Origin of the sequence: Xanthomonas euvesicatoria pv. euvesicatoria (assembly GCF_020880415.1) — a bacterium.
Lineage (GTDB): Bacteria > Pseudomonadota > Gammaproteobacteria > Xanthomonadales > Xanthomonadaceae > Xanthomonas > Xanthomonas euvesicatoria.
On record NZ_JAJIUJ010000057.1, the window covers coordinates 1 to 21,730 of the forward strand.

14 protein-coding genes and 1 riboswitch are annotated in these 21,730 nt (G+C 61.7%); of the genes, 8 read left to right on the top strand and 6 right to left on the bottom strand.

Annotated elements, in window-relative coordinates; genetic code table 11:
• The 4 genes from LN450_RS10330 to LN450_RS10345 form a co-directional block, all read left to right on the top strand.
• Positions 1 to 498: type IV secretion system protein (locus LN450_RS10330; RefSeq protein ID WP_228885061.1), on the top strand; the 498-nt coding region annotated here is incomplete at its 5' end.
• Positions 499 to 707: 209 nt separating this feature from the next.
• Entirely contained in the window at positions 708 to 1,052 is a 345-nt protein-coding gene (locus LN450_RS10335) for a DUF4189 domain-containing protein (RefSeq protein WP_258292578.1), read from the top strand.
• Positions 1,053 to 1,459: 407 nt separating this feature from the next.
• Positions 1,460 to 2,107: a hypothetical protein gene (locus LN450_RS10340; RefSeq protein WP_011348507.1), complete on the top strand. Its 648-nt coding sequence runs from the start codon at positions 1,460 to 1,462 to the stop codon at positions 2,105 to 2,107.
• A complete protein-coding gene (locus tag LN450_RS10345) occupies positions 2,104 to 3,456 on the top strand; it encodes a Tle-like phospholipase domain-containing protein (RefSeq protein WP_011348508.1) in 1,353 nt (450 codons plus the stop codon). The genes LN450_RS10340 and LN450_RS10345 overlap by 4 nt, the downstream gene beginning before the upstream one ends.
• 161 nt (positions 3,457 to 3,617) lie before the next feature.
• Here the strand turns inward: LN450_RS10345 and LN450_RS10350 are convergent, their stop codons facing one another.
• Positions 3,618 to 4,142, bottom strand: a complete 525-nt coding sequence (locus LN450_RS10350; RefSeq protein WP_011348509.1) for a hypothetical protein — start codon at positions 4,140 to 4,142, stop codon at positions 3,618 to 3,620.
• 251 nt (positions 4,143 to 4,393) lie between these two features.
• Here LN450_RS10350 and LN450_RS10355 point away from each other — a divergent pair, with 251 nt between their 5' ends.
• Positions 4,394 to 6,421 (top strand): sodium-translocating pyrophosphatase, encoded by a 2,028-nt coding sequence (locus LN450_RS10355; RefSeq protein WP_011348510.1) that lies wholly within the window; start codon positions 4,394 to 4,396, stop codon positions 6,419 to 6,421.
• A 287-nt stretch (positions 6,422 to 6,708) separates the two neighbouring features.
• Here the strand turns inward: LN450_RS10355 and LN450_RS10360 are convergent, their stop codons facing one another.
• On the bottom strand, positions 6,709 to 7,191 hold the full coding sequence (locus tag LN450_RS10360) for a hypothetical protein (RefSeq protein ID WP_011348511.1): 483 nt from the start codon (positions 7,189 to 7,191) through the stop codon (positions 6,709 to 6,711).
• Between the two features lie 197 nt (positions 7,192 to 7,388).
• On the opposite strand from LN450_RS10360, the gene ppa reads away from it, so the two are divergent.
• Both ppa and LN450_RS10370 read left to right on the top strand, forming a co-directional pair.
• A complete protein-coding gene (gene ppa, locus LN450_RS10365) occupies positions 7,389 to 7,925 on the top strand; it encodes an inorganic diphosphatase (protein ID WP_005911986.1) in 537 nt (178 codons plus the stop codon).
• A gap of 113 nt (positions 7,926 to 8,038) precedes the next feature.
• Entirely contained in the window at positions 8,039 to 9,187 is a 1,149-nt protein-coding gene (locus LN450_RS10370) for an HDOD domain-containing protein (protein ID WP_029820216.1), read from the top strand.
• Positions 9,188 to 9,603: 416 nt separating this feature from the next.
• On the opposite strand, the gene LN450_RS10375 is transcribed toward LN450_RS10370, so the two are convergent.
• From LN450_RS10375 to thiC, 4 genes are all read right to left on the bottom strand, one after another.
• Positions 9,604 to 12,447 carry a TonB-dependent receptor plug domain-containing protein gene (locus LN450_RS10375; RefSeq protein ID WP_008573719.1) on the bottom strand — a complete coding sequence of 948 codons (2,844 nt, stop codon included), beginning with the start codon at positions 12,445 to 12,447 and terminating at the stop codon, positions 9,604 to 9,606.
• Positions 12,448 to 12,495: 48 nt separating this feature from the next.
• Positions 12,496 to 13,389, bottom strand: a complete 894-nt coding sequence (locus LN450_RS10380) for a helix-turn-helix domain-containing protein (protein WP_011348512.1) — start codon at positions 13,387 to 13,389, stop codon at positions 12,496 to 12,498.
• Between the two features lie 110 nt (positions 13,390 to 13,499).
• Entirely contained in the window at positions 13,500 to 15,839 is a 2,340-nt protein-coding gene (locus LN450_RS10385) for a winged helix-turn-helix transcriptional regulator (protein ID WP_039417070.1), read from the bottom strand.
• Positions 15,840 to 16,264: 425 nt separating this feature from the next.
• A complete protein-coding gene (gene thiC / locus LN450_RS10390; RefSeq protein ID WP_011348514.1) occupies positions 16,265 to 18,142 on the bottom strand; it encodes a phosphomethylpyrimidine synthase ThiC in 1,878 nt (625 codons plus the stop codon).
• A 91-nt stretch (positions 18,143 to 18,233) separates the two neighbouring features.
• A riboswitch (TPP riboswitch) is annotated at positions 18,234 to 18,331 on the bottom strand.
• A gap of 430 nt (positions 18,332 to 18,761) precedes the next feature.
• Between thiC and LN450_RS10395 the strand changes: the two genes are divergently transcribed.
• A complete protein-coding gene (locus tag LN450_RS10395) occupies positions 18,762 to 21,533 on the top strand; it encodes a TonB-dependent receptor (protein WP_039417072.1) in 2,772 nt (923 codons plus the stop codon).
• The last annotated feature ends 197 nt before the right edge of the window (positions 21,534 to 21,730 follow it).

Genomic DNA, 21,730 nt, shown 5'->3' on the forward strand with positions numbered 1-21,730 from the left:
GACCAGACCAAGGACCTGTTCAAGAAGTGGCTGTTCTACGTCATCGGCACCTTGTTCTCGATGTCGATGCTGTCGGTGGTCACGGCCATGGTGCTCAAGTTCACCGCCAAGGTGGCCGCCGCCTACTGGGCGGTCAAATTCATTCCATTCGGCAATGCCGAAGGCTTGTCCAGCCAGGCGCTACAGCAAGGCGGTATCGGACTGATCATGACGATGCTCATCATCACCGTCCCCACCATTGCCGCCGCGCTATGGCAGGGCAATATGGGCACGTTCCTCACTTACACAGCGTTTAATAATGCGGCATCCCCTGGCCCGCAGGGGCAGCCGGCTGGGTCGTATATGCCGCAACAGGCTCCTAAAGATAATTCAGTTACACCGCCATCATCTCTAGGTTCAGCGGATCAGAGGGTTTCCGGCACTCCGCAAGCACCTCCGCCTCAAGAGGGTAGTGGTTCTAGAGGTGTCGCTAATCAGGGCGCCAGTCGGCTGACTTGAGTCGAATTGAGGTATTTATGAAATTGGGCTGGGCATTGATTTTTTCCACGCTTTGGACAGCGAATATTGCTAAGGCGGAGTAGGGCTGTCCGCCGGGCCAGTATCCTATTGGCGGCCAAGGTGTAGCTGCGTGCGCACCAATTCCGCAAGGAAATTCGACCGAACAGCAATCTCGCCCAAGTGGTAAATGGATAAAAACGTGGGGAGCTATAGCGATGGGGTCTGTCGACTCTGTTTTTAGCTACGGCGTAACTACTGGCAAGCTGTCGAAATCTGAGGCTGAAAAGGATGCACTGAATCGTTGCGCCTCCCATGGCGAAAAAAACTGCCAGATTGGGCTTGCCTACAAAAATCAATGCGCTGCTATCGCTGAGCCAAAAGTTAACGGGAAACCATTTTCAAGTGGCCTTTCGAATTTTGTCGGTGCGGGCACTACCATGGAAGCAAGTAATGTCGCTTTGGAAAGGTGCAGAATTGAAAATAGATCCACGCCAGGAGTGGAGTGCAAGATTATCTATGAGGCATGCTCGGAGCCTATATTCAAAGCTTATTGATCAATATTTTAACTAGAGGCTTTACTGCGGGCATTTCTCAAAGCTAGGTCTGCCGGCCGACTACTGCTCCCTGTTGGCCAGCCACCGGAACGGTTACAGTTAGGAACTTTTGCCGGCTCAACGCAGTGTCTGCTCAGATGTTTGCGCGCTTCTACCCTGTCGCATACGACCCGAAAATCTGAGCTAGGTACCGGTAATAGTTGGCTTCTAGTGTATTAATTTCGCGTAGCCTTGCAGGCAGTCATGGCTCATGCGGACCGCTTATTTGCAAGTGCACTCTTGAATTTCTGCGGATCTTGCTAATACGCGCTGATACGATGTCAAGTATAATGCGCATCACCTCAATTAGAGCCAAAAACTCCGCATCTTCTATCGCGCAATGCGTGCATGCAGCAGAGGCATCTCCAATGGCTCCCAAGATTATCGGCCGTTTCATTTTCCTCCTCATGCCCCTCCTCGTTGCAGGATGCCAACCAATGACTACGCCATCCTCAAAAGCAGACGCGACGAGCAGCGATCCGACTTACCAGAAGAACCCGCATCCGATGCAGGCGTACCGGCTAACGATGACGATCGAGGATGCGCCGGGTCCGTTTGAATGGATCTCGGGCACGGCGTTCTACCAGATGACCAACCACAGGCAATGCACGCCAATCGAGCCCATTGCCGGCGTGTGGAACAAGTCTGATGAACACGGCATTCCAATCAATTTTGAAAAGCGCGATGCATCCACCTACGTTGCGACGATCTATGCCGATGGCATGATTGATGCGGACTACTATGGCAAGGGCGTCTGCCGGTGGGAACTCACTAGCGTGGATGTTTCGTTAAAGGCAACAGGGAAGAACGAAGAAACACGGTTTCAGCCAGGTCTATACAAAGATAAAATATCGAGCGGCCTCCCGACTACGACCTATTTCTGGTCAGGCGGATATCCTAAAGATGAGATGGACAACTACCCCGACTCAGGTCACTCAGACCCGACTCAATTTAAGGAAGATTTACGCAAACAGCTGTTCAAAGTGACTCTGATTGCCAGAAAGGACGCATTATGAAGCTGACCGCACAACAATATGCTGAGCTGGCAAGCGATGTTTATAGAAAGCCAGACGAAACGGGTGAGGATAGTCAAACGGCAAATATAGGCGGCATTTTGTATAAACGGCTCGAATACATTGACACACCTTCGGGCTATCAAGGCATCATCTATCAGCGCATAGATACGAGTGAAATTATTGTCGCCCATCGCGGCACCGAATTTGATCGTCAACCCAAACAAGATGGTGCCTACGCCGATGGCGGCATGGTCGCAGCTCGTCACAACTACCAAGCTGCCGATGCAATTGAACTCACCCGACATGCAATGCAGATAGCTGAGCGTCAAGGCACGCGTGACGGGCATACGCCCGAAGTCACCGTCACCGGCCACTCGCTTGGCGGCGACTTGGCGCAAGTCACGGCACATCACTACGGCCTGAAAGGCGAGACCTTCAACGCCTACGGCGCGGTCAGCCTGGACCGACGTATCCCCGAAGGCGGCACCGATGTGATCAATCATGTGATGGCTGGCGATGCGGTCAGTGCTGCCAGCAAGCACTACGGCCAAGTGAAGGTCTATGCTTCGTCTCAAGAGATCGCCCTGCTTAAACAAGCTGGCTACGAAAATACCCCCAGCGTGTTGGATGCGCGCAATCCAGCTGTAGCCATCCCGCTCGGTGACTCACACCGCATCCACAACTTCCTACCCGTCGATGGTAACGGCAAACCAGATCGCTCGGTGCTAGAAGATCCTAAATCGCAGCAGTTGGCACAGCAATATGCGCCAATGATCGACAAGTATCGCGACGATGTTGCAATGCTGCGGGGCGGCCTGACCCTGGCATCACGCCACTTGCAGTCCATAAACGTAATCGATGGCATCAATCAGTTGCGCGATACCCTAGCCCCCGGTGCTGGCGCGGCGGAGATGGCAGCCGAGCGCTGGAAGGAAACGCAGCAGCGCATGGAGCGCGAAGACAAGCCGGTCTATGTGGCTCCTGGCTGGAAGCTGCCTCTGGGCAATACCCCAGCGCACTGCATGGATTCGGGCGCGGCGGCCATGTCCAATGATCCGCTGTACCGGTCCATCCACAGCAAACTGCCGCAGGGCACCTCCGATGCCGTCGCCATGCATGCCACCGTCGAGGCTAAACGTGCAGGCATCGTCAACGTCGACCAGCTGCGCAGCGTCACCGTGCAGGACGGCAACGCCTGGATCGTCGGCAACACCCCGGGCTTCCGGGCCAAGGTGGATCTGGTGGCAGAGGCACCGCCGTTGCAAGGGGGCCAGCAACAGTTGCACGCACCGGATACACAACGGACGCAGCCGGAGATGACCAAACCGACACCGGCGCGCGTGATCTAGAACGATGGCTGATCAAAAACGACGATGTCAGCAATATGCTCCAGGAGCCTGGCCTGAGATACAGACGACGAACAGTATTGGAACATGGAAGTGGTGCTTGCCAAACATCAGAACTCGCCGCATCGCCCTGAGTGCTATGAGGCGAGCTTGCTCGCCGCTCTCTACTGACACGCCTTGCCTTCCACCGTCATCTGCGCAGCGAACATGGGCACCTGCGGGATCTTGCCGGCAGCGGCTTGTTGCTTGGCGTCTTCCAGATAGATGCGCGACTGGCCCTGGCCATCGAGCTGCGGCTTGGCATCCACCGGCTTGCGCCATACGCGTACCACCGCTTGCTGTGACGGGCAGGCTGCACTTGGCACGCGGATCACATCGTTGAAGATCCAGCCCGAGGCGACACTGGGCGCGGCCTTGGCGAAATCCACGAAGCGTGCGCGTGGTTGACAGGTGGGGCTGCTGCGGACCACCGACAATGTATACGGCTGTGCAGCATTTCCGGTAAACACGCCTTCCAGTCGTGCGCAGGCTTCCGGGATCTGACGCAAGGTGTGCACGGCGCCGACCGCTTGCGCGGTGCCGGGTGCGCGCGGCTTGAGTTCGGGCGTGGGATCGGCCGCAAACGCTTGGCTGGTCAGCAACAGCGTTGCGAGCATCGCGGCGTATTTTTGCGCAGCATGGTGGGACATGGACACTCCTGGGTCGACCGAATTACGTTGGCCGCAGGCTGTCACGCCGCAACTGAACGACGCGCCAAAGCCATAACGCTGGTCGCCACGCACGGCGCGGCGCATACTCGGTCGCGATCCGGCCACCTGAACATTCGCGACGCGCATTACGGCCCAGGCGGCCGTCGAGTCCGTATTCGTCAGTCCACTCGTTGTGTGCATCGCCCTTGGTTCGTCCCGACCGGACGACATCCATTCTCTTGGGAGGGGTCATGCTGGAACACTATGGGTTGTGGCTTGCGCTGGGTTGTGCTGTCTTGGCAATCGTCTATGGAATCGTGTCGGCGCGCTGGGTGGTCGCGCAGCCGAGCGGCAATGCACGCATGCAGGAGATCGCCGCCGCGATCCAGGAAGGCGCGCGTGCCTATCTCAACCGGCAATACCTCACCATTTCGGTTGCTGGGGCAGTGCTGTTCGTGTTGGTCGGGCTGTTCCTGAGTTGGTACACCGCGATCGGGTTTGCACTGGGTGCGGTGTTGTCCGGGTTAGCCGGCTATATCGGCATGAACGTCTCGGTGCGCGCCAATGTCCGCACCGCCGAGGCGGCGCGGCATGGCATCGGCAGGGCGATGGATGTGGCGTTCCGCGGCGGCGCGATCACCGGCATGCTGGTGGTCGGCCTCGGGCTGCTCGGCGTGGCCGGCTACTTTGCTGTGCTGCAGGGTATGGGGCTGCCACTGGAGCAGAACCTGCATGCCTTGGTGGGCTTGGCATTCGGGTCGTCGTTGATCTCGATCTTTGCGCGCCTGGGTGGCGGAATTTTCACCAAGGGCGCAGATGTGGGCGCCGATCTCGTCGGCAAGGTCGAGGCCGGCATTCCCGAGGACGATCCACGCAATCCGGCAGTGATTGCGGACAATGTCGGCGACAATGTGGGCGACTGTGCCGGCATGGCCGCCGATCTGTTCGAAACCTACGCAGTCACCGTGATCGCCACGATGCTGCTCGGCAGTCTGACGCTGGCCGAAACTGGTCCGTATGCCGTGCTCTATCCGTTGGTGCTCGGCGGAGTATCGATCATCGCTTCGATCGTGGGCGCGGCCTTCGTCAAGGTCAAAGGTGGCGGTTCGATCATGGGTGCGCTTTACAAAGGCGTGATCGTGTCGGGCGTGCTGGCGGCGTTGGCTTACTGGCCCATCACCCAATCGCTGATGCGCGACAACACCCACGGCGCCGCGGCGTTGTACGCCTGCGCACTGATCGGCCTGGTGCTCACCGGCCTGATCGTGTGGATTACCGAGTATTACACCGGCACGCAGTACACCCCGGTGCAGCATGTTGCATCGGCCAGTACCACGGGGCACGGCACCAACATCATCGCAGGGCTCGGTATTTCGATGAAATCTACCGCGCTGCCGGTGATCGCGGTCTGCGCAGCAATCTGGGGTGCGTTTCACTTCGGCGGCTTGTACGGCATTGCGATTGCAGCAACGGCCATGCTGTCGATGGCCGGCATGATCGTTGCGCTGGATGCGTATGGACCGATTACCGATAACGCCGGCGGCATCGCCGAGATGGCCGAGCTCCCTCCCGAGGTCCGCAACATTACCGACCCGCTGGACGCGGTGGGCAACACCACCAAGGCAGTGACCAAGGGCTACGCGATCGGATCGGCGGCGCTGGCGGCGCTGGTGCTGTTTGCCGACTACACGCACAACCTGCAGGCGGCCAATCCCGACCAGGTGTACGCCTTCGATCTATCCGACCACACGGTGATCATCGGGCTGCTGATTGGCGGGCTGATTCCCTATCTCTTCGGCGCGATGGCGATGGAAGCGGTCGGCCGCGCCGCGGGCGCCGTGGTGGAAGAGGTGCGCCGCCAGTTCCGCGAACTTCCCGGCATCATGGCCGGCACCGCCAAGCCGCAGTACGACCGCGCCGTCGACATGCTGACCCGCTCGGCGATTGGCGAAATGATCGTGCCTTCGCTGCTGCCGGTGGTGGTTCCGATCATTGTCGGGTTGCTACTGGGCCCGCGTGCACTGGGTGGCTTGTTGATCGGCACGATTGTCACTGGTTTGTTCCTGGCGATTTCGATGACCACTGGCGGCGGCGCGTGGGACAACGCCAAGAAATACATCGAGGACGGCCACTTCGGCGGGAAAGGCAGCGAGGCGCACAAGGCTGCGATCACCGGGGACACGGTCGGTGACCCGTACAAGGACACCGCGGGGCCGGCGATCAACCCGTTGATCAAAATCATCAACATCGTGGCCTTGTTGCTCGTGCCCCTGCTGTAACGCTGCGATGACCGCAGGTCACGTGACCTGCGGTCATGAGGTCGGGAAGCAGCCGACCGACCGAACGCGTCGCGGCAGGTCCGAACCCGTCACTGCGGAAAGCGGCAACTGGGGCATAGGGACCGGGCCAATAAGGCGTCGCCGGGCCGGGGCATTTGCCCTTCCCAGCTCAGGATCGGCATCGCGCCGGGGCCCGCTGGCGGCCCCCATCGTCGATAAGAAGATGGCGCCATCAGGCAGAAGGGGCTGGCCTGTGCCGGCAAGCCCCCGTCCCGCCCGGCCTACGATCACAGGCAGCCGATCAGGCCGTCATAGATCGGCGGTGCGCCGCTCGGCAGTGGCTTGAACAGCGGATTGGCCACCGCAAGCGTGCGATACATCTCATCCAGGCGGGTACCGGCCTTCAACGGTGCCGTGCAGCGCCACACCCGGCTGTCCGACCGCAAGTAACCGCTACGCGGGTCGACGCTGACCTCACTGGCGCCGAAGGTCCAGATGCAGCTCCGCACCACCCCGGTGACGCGATGCACCGAGCAGCGGAAGCGCAGCGGCTGGTAGTCGCTGAAGTCGCCGCCACAAAAGGTGTCGCCGCAGATATTGTCGAAATCGCGGTCCAGCCGCTGCTCCAGATCGATGAACGCCTCCCAGCCCTCGCCATTGGCGGGCCAGTCCACCGCATCCACGAAGGTGGGCGGAGGCGTCGCGGCGGCAGCGAACTGGGCGGTAAGGGACAGCAGCAGGAGAACCAGCAAACGCGCAAGCCTGGACATGGGCAATTCCTATGCGGTGGATGAGCCTGCAGCGTGCGCCTCCGGCCGGGCCGCAACGATCAGGCAGCCACCCGCGATGAACGCGGGCTATGCCGCACGCAGCGGTCAGGACATTGCCCATTCAGTGTCGCTGCAGCGCAACAGCCGAACGCGTAGAATCGCGCTCCACACACTGCTGACGCCTCGGAGCTACCCGCATGGGCCTTGAACTGGTCACCTCTGGCAAGAATCTGCCGGAAGAAATCAACGTCGTCATCGAGATCCCCAAGGATTCGGAGCCGGTCAAGTACGAAGTCGACAAGGCCAGCGGGGCGATCTTCGTCGACCGCATCCTGTCGACCCCGATGCGGTATCCCTGCAACTATGGCTACGTGCCCAACACCCTGTGCGGCGATGGCGACCCGGCCGACGTGCTGGTGGTGCTGCCCTTGCCATTGGTGCCGGGCTCGGTGGTGCGCTGCCGTCCGGTGGGCGTGCTGCGCATGAGCGACGAGGCCGGCAGCGACGAAAAGATCCTGGCTGTGCCGATCGAGAAGATCTTCTCCGGTTACGCGCACATCGAAGACATCAACCAGGTGTCCAGCCACTGGATGGAACGTATCGGCCACTTCTTCGAGCATTACAAGGACTTGGAGAAGGGCAAGTGGGTCAAGCTGGACGGCTGGGGCGGCGCGGCCGAGGCCAAGCGCATCCTGACCGAATCGGTGGAACGCTACAATTCCGACGCACCCTGATCCATCGATCGTGATGCTGCCCTGCGTGTAGGGGGCGATCGGGATCACGCTTCTGGCGTGATCCCGGTGACCGCAGTCGGCAGATTGGGTACATTGCCGAAAGCGTTTGGCCGGTGTCTGTCACCGGTGACTTCTGGGGAAGTGTCTTGCGTATTCTGTTTGTTGGGGACGAAGCCAGTCTTCCGTCCGACCTTGTCGACTACGTCGCCGACCTGGGCGACCAGTGGCAGGCGCAGCAGGTGGCCGATGGCAATTCGGCGATCGAAGCTGCCGCGCTGTCGCCGTTCGACGCCGTCATCGTTGCCCCGGTCCTGCCGGACCTGACTGCCGCCACCTTGCTGGGGCAAATCCGCACGCTGCGCCCGGACACCATTCGTATTGCGTTGATCGATGCGCAAGGCGGCCAGCGCACGCCGCCGGCCCGCATCATCGGCGTGGCGCATCGCTTCTTGCCGATGCCGCTGGCGCCCGAAGTGCTGCTCGAAGCGGTTACCAGCCTGGAGGAACTGCGCGAGCTGCTCAGCAATCCGCGCCTGCGCGCGGCGATCGGGCGGATCGAAAAGCTGCCCTCGCCCCCGCATTTGTACCTGAGCCTGATGCATGCGCTGGAAGAGGACGACGGCGCCGACGCGGCCGATATCGCCAAGCTGATCGCCGGCGACCCGGCGATCGCAGCGAAAGTGCTGCAATTGTGCAATTCGGCGTTCTTTTCCGGTGGCCGCAGCATCACCGACCTGCGCACGGCGGTGACCCGCCTGGGCGTGGCGACGCTGCGCGACCTGGTGCTGGCCAGCGAAGTGTTTTCGGTCCAGACGCTTACGCCGGCCGAGCGCAACGCGATGCAGCGCCGCGCCCTGCTCTCTTCGCGCCTGGCGGCCAAGGTGCTTCCGCCGACCAGCGCAGAACTCGGTTCCACCGCCGCACTGCTGGCCGACATCGGCTTGCTGCTGCCGGGCGTACGCGACGAGCGCGAGGCGCCGGCCGAAGGTGGCGACGAACGCCTGGGTCACACCGAAGCCGGCGCCTACCTGCTCGGCCTGTGGGGCTTGCCGATGCCCATCATCGAAGCGGTGGCCTTCCATCGCCATCCGCTGCGTTCCAGCATGCGCAGCTTCTGGGTCACCGGCGCAGTGCATGTCGCCACGGCATTGGCCAGCGGCGAAAGCGTGGACGAAGAGTACCTGACCAAGGTCGGCGTCATCGCCCGCCTGCCGAGCTGGCGCGAACAGGCCGATACGTTGCTGGGGCTTGCCGAGGCGTAAGTCACTCACATGCGGCATCCCGAAAAAAGCGCGGCCAAGGCCGCGTTTTTTTTATGCCGTTTCTTCGACCGCCCTGCATGGGGCCGTTGCGCCAGGGCCGCGCGTTGCAAGCCTTGGTCTGGGCGATGTGTCACGGCACTCACCCCAAGCGCACCGCACTACAGGCAGACAATGCGCTCAGGCGCTGTGGAAGCTGCCCGAGAAGAAAGACTGCAGTTCTTTGCGAGCGGAGTCGCTGAGCAACTTCCACATCCTGCGCGCGTTTTTCGCGGAACTGCCGCACCGCTTGAGTCGCGCAGCGATGACTTCGCATCTAAATCACGCGCCGCATGCGCATTGCCTCATCGCAACAGGGCACTGCATAAAAAAAGACGGGCCTTGCGGCCCGTCTTTCATTTACTACGCGCGTCGATGAATCAGAAGCGCTGGGTGTACTTCATGTACATGAAACGACCGATTTCGAAGCCGCCGTAGTAGGCAAAGCTGCTGTTCGGTGCCGAGTACTGCAGCGGACCGCGGTGATCGAACACATTGTTCGCGCCGAGTGCGATCGTGGCGTCCCACGGCGCCTTCCAGTTGACCTGCAGGTCGTGGAAGGTGTTGGCGCCGGTGTGACGCAGCGGGTCGGACTCGCCGTTGGCGATATGGTCCGGCGCATCGCAATAGCCTTCGGCCAGCGTGATGCAGCTTTCCTTCATGCCCGAGTAGTAACGCAGGGTGTAGTTGACGCCGAAATCACCCAGCGACCAGTTCACGCCAACGTTCGAACGCACGCGGAAGATGCCCGGCTCGCCGACACGGCCAATCATGATGGCGTTGCCTGCGCTGTCCTGGCCGGCTTCGTCGTACTTGCTGACGTAGCTGGTCTGCCAGTCGAAGGTGAAGGAACCGATGGCCGTTTCCGGCAGGCGGTACTTCACACCAAGGTCGTAGCCTTCGGTTTCCATCTGACCGAGGTTGGCCACGCCGTAGCTCATCGCCGAGATGTGACCATCGGCTGCACGTGTGACATTGGCGCAACGTTCAGCGTCGCCGAGCACATAGCAGTCGCGCAGGATGCGGTCGACGCTATCGGCGATGATCATGTCGTTGATCTCGTAGCGGTACCAATCCAGCGAGATGTCCAGACCCTGCACCCAACGCGGGCTCCAGACCAGACCGGCGGTCTTGCTCGTGGAGGTTTCCGGCTTCAGGTTCGGGTTGGCGCCGCTGATGAATTCATCAGGCGTCTGGCACGGATAGGTCGTGCAAGGCACGAAGCCCTGGCCGAGCTGGGTGTAGCCCAGCGGCACGCCAGCGTTGGTGCAGGCCGCGTTGCCGTTGACGCTGTTGGGGGCGCCGACGCCGCAAGGATCGATGTAATCCTCGAAGCTGCTGCTCAGGCCGCCGTACAGGTCGCTGATGGTGGGCGCACGGAAACCTTCCGCATACGTCGCACGCACCAGCAGGTCTTCCAGCGGACGCCAGGTCAGGCCGAACTTCGAGTTCAGCGTGTTACCGAAGTTGCTGTAGTCCGAGTAACGCGTTGCAGCGTTGAAGGTCAGTTCCTTGGCGAAGGCGACATCGCTCAGGAGCGGAACATTCAATTCGAGGTAGACCTCGTCCAGCGAGTACTGGCCCTGCGTGGTCTTGGCACCCAGACCGGTGCTTTCGCCCGACTGCGCAAACGCATCCGGAGAGAAGCGACCTTCTTCCTTACGGTGTTCGTAGCCCACCGCAACGCCCAGATCGCCAGCCGGCAGCTCAACCACCGAACCGGACAGGTTTGCGGTGAAGCTGGTGGTCTTGGTCAGACCGGTATCGGTGAAGGTCGGGAACAGGAATTCCTGCAGCGCCGGGTCGGCAAGCGAGCCCTGACCTGCAACGTTGTACGGCAGCAGCGGATTCCACGGACGGCAGGCCGACAGCGAGATCGGATCTGCAGCGGTACCGCACTGCGCAACGCCCTGGCCGTTGATGAAGGACGGGCCCAGCGCCTGACGCGACGCGATGAGGCTCATGTCGCCACGGCTACGCTTGGTGTTCTCGTTGCGGTTCCACAACGCACCCACATCCCAATCCCAGGTCTTGCCGCCGATGTCGAAGTAGCCACTCAAGGTCGGCGCGAAGCGCAGGGTCTTGAGCTGGTTTTCGCTGGCACGCGGCACTTCCCAAAGACGACGACGGAAGTCGACATCCTGGCCGATCGGATTGAATGCGCTGCTGCCTTCCAGCGGAGTGCCGAAGGAACCGGACTGATACGGGTAGCCCGCGATCTGCCCGTCGGTCGTGCGCTCGTTGTAGGCAATATCGGCGTTGAAGGTGATGGCATCGGCAACGTCGTAGTTGACGTTTGCAAATACCGACTTCCGCTCGATACCGGTCTGCACCATCATCTGCTGGTTCGAGTTGGCGTACTCGGCCGGCGTGATCGGGTGATAGTCGGCCGGGTTGTTCGGGTTGCCGCCGGCATTGAGCGTCTGCCACACCGCGGTGTCCGGATCATCGCAGTCCACCTGCAGCGGATTGCACCACGAACCGTTCTGGCTGATGGGGCTCCAGCTGTTGGGGGTCGAGTTGGGACCGCGCGAACCATCGCGGCTGAACCAGCGGTTCTTGGCGAATACCGGGTCCTGCTTGGAATATTCGGCAGACAGCGTCACGCCACCGCGCTCGCCCTGCGAGCCAACAGTGAAGGAGTACTGCGTGGTGTCGCCGTCGCCCTGGCCGAACTGGCCGAACTGCACGCTGGCTTCAGCGCCGTCGAAACGCTTACGCGTGATGACGTTGACCACACCGGCGATTGCGTCGGAGCCGTAGATGGACGAGGCGCCGTCCTTCAGCACTTCAATACGCTCGATTGCCGACATCGGAATCTGGCTGAGATCCTGCAGACCGGAGGTCGACGCACCCAGACGCTTACCGTTCACCAGCACCAACGTACGCTGCGCGCCGAGGTTGCGCAGGTCGACGTAGTAACCGCCAACGTCTTCGCCGGACGACAGCGCGTCGGCACGCGAGATGGCCGGGGAGCCGGCGGAGGTCAGGTTCTGCAGCACATCGGCAACAGACGTCAGGCCCTGCTTTTCCAGCGCTTGACGATCAAGGGTCAAAATCGGCTGCTGCGTTTCGACGTCGGCGCTGCGGATGCGCGAGCCGGTGATCTCGATACGGTCAAGCGTGGTGGTCGACTCTTGTGCGGCGGCAAAAGCCGGCGTCAACGCGATCGCAATACCGGCGGGCAACAGGCCCAGCCGCACTGCGGAGGTGCGAAGGTTCATCAATCTCTCCAGGGTTCGTTAGTGGCGCGTTAAGCGCCCCTGTGCAAATTACGATTGCGTGAATGCCGTCGCTTTGCGCGTCACGTTACGTGGCTTTGCCGAATCTGGCGGATTTGCCGTTTGGTCGCGGTAGTGCGATGCGGAGACACCGAAGCGCGCACGAAACGCACGCGCGAAGCTGCAGCAATTGTCGAAGCCGCTTGCGGCTGCAACCTCGCCGATCATCATCGAGGTATCGCGCAACAAATCGGATGCACGTTCCAGACGCAAGCGTGCGGACAGCGCCTGCGGGCTTTCTTCGTACAAACTCTGAAACGTCTTGGAGACGTACCAACTGGAAAAGTTGGTCAGCTGCGCCAGTTCGCTGATGCGCACCACGCGGTCGCTGTTGCCTTCCAGGTACAGCCGTGCACGCTGCATACGCCCAAACACCTGACGCCGACGGCTGCGCGAGCGGCCCGGGCAACGCTGTTCCTGCGCAATAAAATCGCGTTGCATCGCGGCCAGGTGCAACAGCAACGGCCGCGCGGACGCACTGCCGCTTTGTGCGGCGGCACTGCGCCACAGGCGCAAGGCGATGCGCAGATCGCTGCGCGACAACTGGGCGCGGCCGGGATACAGCGTGGCATCGGTTAGTTCGGCAAGCGACTGCAGGCTCTCGCCATCCAGACCGACGCCCACGCATAGCGCGCTGCGATCTGCCTGCACGGTGGGATGGGAATCCTTGTCGAAGGCGATCCAGTCGCCGGCACGCAGACGAAAGCGGCCCTCCTTGGATTCCACCCATGCGCGTCCGCGTAGCTGTATCCACAAGGTGAATGTCGCTGCGTTGGTACGGATGCTGCCGAGCCGCGAGACCGCCAGACAGGTGGTCGATGTCGACTCGTTGGCGCTATCGAGCGCGAGCGCAAGCCCACGATCCGCGGTGATGACCTGTTGCATGTTGGCAGCCCCCTGTACAAAAGAGGGCGTAGTGTTTTGCCGACTGTGGCGTCAGTCAGGAAGTTTTGACGAAACTGCGCCGAAATTGCCACGAAGCCTTTCCGAAGAACTTACGAGGCGATTTTTCTCAATATCGACAATAAGTTAGCAATGACGCCCATAGGCGCCACGGAATGCTGTGGCAATGGCATATACGCGATGGCGCTGCCATCTTCTTCGGCCAGCGACACATACAGCGTCCCATCGCGCTGGTTCAGGCTGAAACCGTTGATGGTGGTGAACTTGACCGCATCCAAGCACTGGCCGCGGCCGCTGCGCAACTCGCGATCGTAGGCAGCGCAACTGTCGGTGGACGACAGGTAATGCAGTTGGCCATTCACGCCCGGAGCCCAACTGCGATACCGCCAGCGCGATGGCTGTTGCGGATCGACAGCATGCAAGGTGTCGGCGGCCAGCGATGGAGCGACCTGCCACACACCGCCCCCGCTGAGGCGGGTCAGCAAGACCTGTCCGCTGACGCGGTCCAGTCGCAATTGCGAGACGTCCTGCAGCGTTGCCAGCGCACGCCATGGGCTGCTGCGCCGGTCGTACAGCGTTGCGAAGGTATGCCCGTCGTCGGCAGCAGCAAGGACCAGCAGCCGGTCCGGATCGGGAAGATGGATCGCCTGCAGCGGGCGCGGCTGCGGCACGGGTAGTCGCACTACCTGGCCGCTACTGGGGGTCACTTCGAATAGCGCCGCATGCCCGGCCGCATCGCTGCCGCTGACCAGCACGCGTTGCGAATCGGCTGACCAGTCGGCGGCCTGGCGCGAATCCGGGCGCAGCCCTTCGATCAAGCGCACCGAACCGGGCTTGCGGACATCGCCCCACCACAGTGCGTACGCACCGGATCGATTGGATGCAAAGATCAGCTGGCGCCCATCCGGCGCAATCATCGGCTGATCGTCGCGCCCGCTGGATGGAAACAGTCGGCGTCGAATGTAGCCACCGTTCATCGTGTCGCCAATGACCTGATAGACGCCAAACTGCGGTTTGCGTTGCACGAACACCAGATGCCCATGCGCCACGTCCGGTGCTTGCGCATCGTCCACGCCCACATCGTGCAAGCTGTGGTCCCGCAGATCGAGGCGATACAGCCGCGCCTCGCTGTCCACGCGACGCCCGAAGATCAAACCGCTGCCATCGGGCAGCCAACTCCATCCACGGATATCGGCGTTGTCATGGGTGAGCCGTTCGGCGACGCCGCCTTCGGCCGGAATCCGCCACAGGTCCCCGAGCTGCGGATTACGCAGGAACACGATCCAATTCCCATCGGGCGAATACCGCGGCGCGTAATCGAAATCACCCGCCTGCGCCGGATAGTCCAGCGTCTGCCACTGCCCGGTTGCCAGATCCAGGCGACGCATGCGGGCCGCACCGTGCTTGCCGGTCATGCTGCCGAACACCAGCGCGCGCCCATCCGGCGACCAGCTGAAACTCAGCATGTCGGCACCATCGCACCGCATTACCTCGCGCGACGCCGCAGGCCCGGTGGCTGCGGCAATCATGACCCGGCAGCTGCCATCGGGCGCCTGCCTGGAAAACGCGATCTGCCGGCCATCCGGCGACCACGCCGGCAAACGATCGGAGACGCCGGGCGCAGGCGTCTCCAGTACCCGTGGATAGGCGTTGTCGGTGGTCTTGACCAGGATCGAGGTGCCGGTGCGATCGCTGGTCAATGAGGCGTACGCCACCCTCGCGCCATCGGGCGACAGGCTTGGCGTGAGATCGAATCCACCGCCTGCGGTAATGACCTGATACGGCCGTTTGGGGCTGCCCAGCACCGCATGCGCTTGCGCGGTCTCAGGTGCCGGAGCAGGTCGCCATGAGGTCCATACCGCAAGGCTCAGCACGACCAGCAACGCCACGCTGGCGACTGCCAGCGCCATCGAGCGCCGGTGTCGTGGCGCGGCCGGCGCCGCAACGACGGGCGCTACAGGCTGGCCAGGCGCGGTGCGGACGGGCGATGCGGTAGCGTCGGACTCGTCGGGGACGGACGCCACGCCTTGGTCTGGCTGCGCCGGCTCGAGCGTATCCGGACCCAGTGCTTCACCAGGCAGCGTCGCCGATGCAGGTGCCTGCGCTTCCCACACAACCGCCGCCATCAAGCGATACCCGGTCTTGGCGATGGTCTCGATGTGCTCCGAGCGCTGCCCGCCGTGGCTGGCAAACGCCTTGCGCAGCTGCGTGACCGCCTGGGTCACCACATCGTTGGTCGGCAAGGTATCGGGCCAAACCTCGGCAAGCAGTTGCTCGCGCGTGACCACCTGGCCCGGCTGCCGCGCCAGGGTCAGCAACACCGCCAGGGATTTGGGCGCCAGCCGCAGCGGACGCTTTGCGCCAGGTGCGTGCACCTCGCGCGAGGCAATGTCGACCACGCACTGACCGACACGCAGCCGGCCCGATGGCATTGCAATAGCGGGAGGAACACTCATCGGCAAAAACACGCGTCGGCATGCAAGAACAACAAAGAGCGCCCCGCGCCTTCCGCGAAACGCCAAATTCAGCAAAGGACGACGACCAACTGTGTCATGCATCCATTTGGTGCAAATTTTACGCTATGCCCCGTTGCTTCCTAAGACAGGCGGCAGCGTCAGGCTCTCTCTCTCTCTCGCCGACGAATTCGAATAATTACGACGTACCCTTCGCGCCTTCTGGCGCGATTTTTTTATCTGCGATTCAGCTAAATCAGCTGAAACCCTTATTTACTGGAATCGCTTGCAACCCTGCCATAGCGCGGCACTTGCGGACCGCGCCGTAATCTGTTCAGTACAAAACTGAACCTTTCCTAAGCAGGCGCTACATCACGTTTTATGAAACGCTGCCATGTAACGCGTCACGTGGCGCGATAGACCTGCGCGCCCTGCGCGACAAATTGCGCGGACTTTTCCTGCATGCCCGTCGACAGCGCTTGCGCCTCGCTCATGCCGTGCTCGGCCGCGTAATCACGCACGTCCTGGGTAATCTTCATCGAGCAGAAGTGTGGCCCGCACATCGAGCAGAAGTGCGCCAGCTTGTGCGCGTCCTTGGGCAGGGTTTGGTCATGGAACTCCTTGGCCTTTTCCGGATCCAGGCCAAGATGGAACTGGTCGTCCCAACGGAATTCGAAACGCGCCTTGCTCAAGGCGTTGTCGCGCACTTGCGCGCCCGGATGCCCCTTGGCCAGGTCGGCGGCATGCGCGGCGATCTTGTAGGCCATGATGCCGTCGCGCACGTCCTGCCGGTTGGGCAGGCCCAGGTGCTCTTTCGGAGTGACGTAGCAGAGCATGGCGGTGCCGAACCAGCCGATCATCGCCGCACCGATCGCGCTGGTGATGTGGTCGTAGCCCGGCGCGATGTCGGTAGTCAGCGGCCCCAGGGTGTAGAACGGCGCCTCGCCGCATTCGCGCAGCTGCTTGTCCATGTTTTCCTTGATCAATTGCATCGGCACATGGCCGGGGCCTTCAATCATGGTCTGCACATCGTGTTTCCAGGCGAGCTTGGTCAGCTCGCCCAGCGTTTCCAGCTCGCCGAATTGCGCCGCGTCGTTGGCGTCGGCGATGCAGCCGGGGCGTAGGCCATCGCCCAACGAAAACGCCACGTCGTAGGCCTTCATGATCTGGCAGATGTCTTCGAAGTGCGTGTAGAGAAAATTCTCCTTGTGATGCGCCAGGCACCACTTGGCCATGATCGAACCGCCACGCGAGACGATGCCGGTCACGCGCTGTGCGGTCAGCGGTACGTAACGCAGCAACACGCCGGCGTGGATGGTGAAGTAATCCACGCCCTGTTCGGCCTGCTCGATCAAGGTGTCGCGAAAAATTTCCCAGGTCAGCGCCTCGGCGCGTCCATCGACCTTCTCCAGCGCCTGATAGATCGGCACCGTGCCGATCGGGACCGGCGAGTTGCGGATGATCCATTCGCGCGTCTCATGGATGTGCTTGCCGGTGGACAGATCCATGACCGTGTCCCCGCCCCAGCGGATCGACCACACCAGCTTCTCGACCTCTTCGGCAATGCCTGAAGACACCGCGCTGTTGCCGATGTTGGCATTGATCTTGGTCAGGAAATTGCGGCCGATGATCATCGGCTCGCTCTCGGGGTGATTGATGTTGTTGGGCAAGATCGCGCGGCCCCGTGCGATCTCTTCGCGCACGAACTCCGGTGTAATGCGTTGCTGGATCGAAGCTCCGAACGCCTGGCCCGGGTGCTGCCTGCGCAAGCTTGCATCGGTCACCGCTTCCAGGCGCTGGTTTTCGCGGATCGCCACGTACTCCATTTCCGGCGTGATGATGCCGCGGCGCGCGTAATGCATCTGGGTGACGTTGGCGCCCTGTCGCGCTACCCGCGGCAGACGCCGCGCCGGAAAGCGCACTGCATCCAGACGCACATCGTGCTCGCGGCCACGCCCGAAGCTGGAGCTCAGCCCGTCCAGGGCGACGGTGTCGCCACGCTCGGCAATCCACTGCGCACGCAGCGGTGCCAGACCGGCTGCCAGATCGATCGCCACCCGCGGATCGGTGTAAGGCCCGGACGTGTCGTAGACGCTGAGCGGCGGATTCTCTTCGCCGCCGAACAAGGTGGGCGTGCGCGTCAAGGCGATCTCGCGCATCGGCACCTGCAGATCGGCGCGCGAGCCTTGCACGAAGATCTTGCGTGAACCGGGAATCGGCTGGGTGACAGCCTCCGACAACGACTGGGCTTGTTGTTGCAAAACGGTGGGCGCGGCATTCATGGCATTCGTCCTGTGTGCTGGCCCTGCGAAGGAGTCGCAGTGCGGACGAAGCGGCGGCGCTCGATACCGACTGCCCGTGCACGCACGAACCATCGCATCTGACGAAGCTTCCCTACGCCGGTATCAGCCGGATCAGGTTCGAAGGGACTATCTCAACCGCAGCACGCTGCGGTACCCCCACTTCGGCGGCGATTAAACCACATTGCACCTGCGCAGCTAAACAAAATCCGCCACATACCCCCAGCGCGCACGGCCCGCGCTAAACCCGTAGGGCATACCGCACTGAAGCAGCGGCCGCACCGGCCTGCTGTTGCGCGTCGCAAGGTTGTCGCGTTCGGCGGCGACATATGTCCGCACAGGTCATCTCACGTCGCTGCAGCACACGCCCAGCGTCGCCCGGGCATTACATGGCGCGCCGATGCATTGCGCGCGTCGCCACGCAACAAGGCGCCGATTGACGAAAAACGGCGGCGAAACCCGCTCGTTAAATTCCCGCTAAGCCTGCGTGGCGTGCCGAAGACGCCGCACGCATGCAGGTGTCATTCACGGGGATCGCGCTGTCGCTCCTCCTCTACCGGGAACCGCCGTACATATGACTAAGACAACGCTCCACCCGACGATGCGTCGGGGCTCGCTCGCGATCGCCATCAGCCTGTGCGTCAGCACGAGCGCCATCGCCCAGGAACAAACCGACAAGAGTCCGACCAACCTGGACAAGATCGAAGTCACCGGCTCGCGCATCCGCTCGGTCGACGTGGAAAATTCGCAACCGGTACTGGTACTCACGCGCCAGGACATCGAAAAGCAGGGCCTGACCTCGGTTGCCGACGTTCTCAAGCGCATTCCCTCCAATGGCGCGACGATGAACAGCACCGTCAACAACGGCGGCGACGGCTCGGCCACGGTGAGCCTGCGCAACCTGGGCGCCTCACGCACGCTGGTGTTGGTCAATGGCCGGCGCTGGGTCTCGGGCCTGTCCGGTTCGGTGGATCTGAACACCATCCCCTCGGCCATCGTGGAGCGCGTGGAAGTCCTCAAGGATGGCGCCTCGTCGATCTATGGCTCCGATGCCATCGCGGGCGTGGTCAACATCATTACCCGTACCAATTTCGATGGCGCCGAAGTCAACGCCTACGTTGGCCAATACGGCCAGGGCGACGGTCAGCGCACCTCCTTCGACGCGACCGTGGGCGCCACCAGCGAGCGCGGCAATCTGGTCATCGGCTTGTCCAGCGTCAAGGAAGATGCGGTGATGGCAGGCGACCGGGAGATCTCTGCCGAGCCGGTGTACGGCGCGGGCTCGTCGGCCTATAGCAGCTACTCGGCAAGCGGCCGCCTCCGTGCAAATGGCACCAGCGGCGCCTGGACGGTATTGCCCGACAGCGCCACCGCGAGCGGCGACAGCAGGTATCCGCGCTATGGCCTGGACCAGTACACCGCCTTCAACACGTCCGAATATGGCTACAACTACGCCAAGGACAATTACCTGGTCACGCCGCAGAAGCGCGACGCGTTGTACGTGCAGGGCAACTACGCACTCACCGACAACGTGCGCTTCAAGTTCGATGGACTGTATAACCGGCGCCAGTCGTCACAGCAATTGGCAGGCTTTCCGCTGGCCTCCGTCAACACCGGCATCCTGTTGAGCGGCGAAAGCTACTACAACCCGTACAACACTGCCTACGGCGGCGACGGGCGCGATGTGGGTTGGTCGCACCGCTTGACCGAATTCGCACGCACCTATCAGCAGGACGTCAAGACCTCGCACGTGTACACCGGGCTGGAAGGTGACTTCCAGTTTGCCGACAGGCAGTTCAGTTGGGATGTGGGCTTTGCGCACAACCAGACCGACCAGACCGAAACCCAGTATGGCGATGTCAATCTGCTCAACCTGGGCAATGCGCTCGGTGCATCGGGCATCGTCAATGGCACCCTGGCGTGCCTGGACAGCGGCGGCGCCGTTATTGCCGGCTGCGTACCGTTCAACCCCTTGTCGCCGGCCGGCGGCGTGACCCAGGAAATGCTGGACTACATCCTGTTCACTGCGCACAACACATATCAATATAAAAACAGTAGCTTCACCGCCAACCTCACCGGCGAGCTGTTCGAGCTGCCCGCCGGCTGGATGAGTTTTGCCGCCGGTGTCGAACATCGCGAGGAAAGCGGATTCTCCTCACCGGATGCCTTGATTTCGGCCGGCTATACCTCGGGTAATTCGTTTACGCCCACCTCTGGCTCGTACACGCTCAACGACTACTACACCGAAGTGGCGATTCCGCTGCTGAAGGATGTGCCCGGTGCGCAGTTGCTGGAATTGAGCGCAGCAGTGCGTTATTCGGACTACAACACCTTCGGCAGCACCACCAATAGCAAGTTCGGCTTCAAGTGGAAGCCGGTCGCCGACCTGCTGATTCGCGGCAATTACGCCACCGGTTTCCGCGCGCCATCGATCGAAGATCTGTATCTGGGCGCCTCGGACAGTTTCGACACCTATTCCGATCCCTGCTCGACCAATAGCACCTCCTACACCAGCGCGATTGCGGCCGCATGCGCAGCCCGCGGCGTGCCTGCCAATTACGTTGCCGAATACAACAGCGCCAGCGGCAACTCCGGCCAAACCATCTATCCGTTCACCTACACCAGCAACGCCAATCTGCAACCGGAAAAATCCAAGAACACCACGCTTGGCTTTGTCTACAGCCCGGCTTCGGTGCAGGGCCTGGACGTGTCGCTGGACTGGTGGAAGATCGAAATCACCGACGCCATCACCGAATTCAGCGCCAATCAGATCCTGTCGCAGTGTTACCAGTTCAACATCTCGGCGTTCTGCGATCTGGTGACCCGCGATGCGACAGGGACCATCACCGGCCTGGTGATCCAGCCGGTGAATGTCGGCGAGCAACGCATGCAAGGCTACGATTTCACCGCGCGTTACAAACTGCCGCAGACCGCAATCGGTCAGTTCATGCTGACGCTGGATTCGACCTACGTGGCCGTCAACGAGCAAAAGCAGGACGACAATTCTGCGTGGGAAAGCTACAACGGCATCTACCACACCAATAATCCGAACTGGCGCACCCGCGGCACGCTCACCCTGGACTGGAGCTACGGCAATCTGGCCGCCAACTGGGCCGTGCGGTACTACTCGGGCATGAAGGACTACGATTCGGAACTGGACGACAACGGAAACTATCGCCACGTTGCGGCGACTGCGTTCAACGACATGCAGGTGTCTTACCAGCTTCCATGGAATGCGACCGTGCGGTTGGGTCTGAACAACGTCTTTGACCGCGACCCGCCGGTCGCGCTCAGCGCCTCGGCCAACTCGTTCGATCCGGCCTACGCCATCCCGGGACGCTACAGCTACCTGCAGTACACGCAGCGCTTCTGAGCATGCTGTCCTGATCCACGTGTTGTCACAACGGCCTCCCTCGGGAGGTCGTTGTCTATGTGGCACGGCTAACACGCAATCGAGCGCTTGGCACACGGCACGGCGATAGCGACATGCACAGACATTTCCAGGGCATATCGCACCGCTAGCCTGCAGCTACTACAACAAGAAACCTGCTCTCTCTCCCTGCCGCCGAT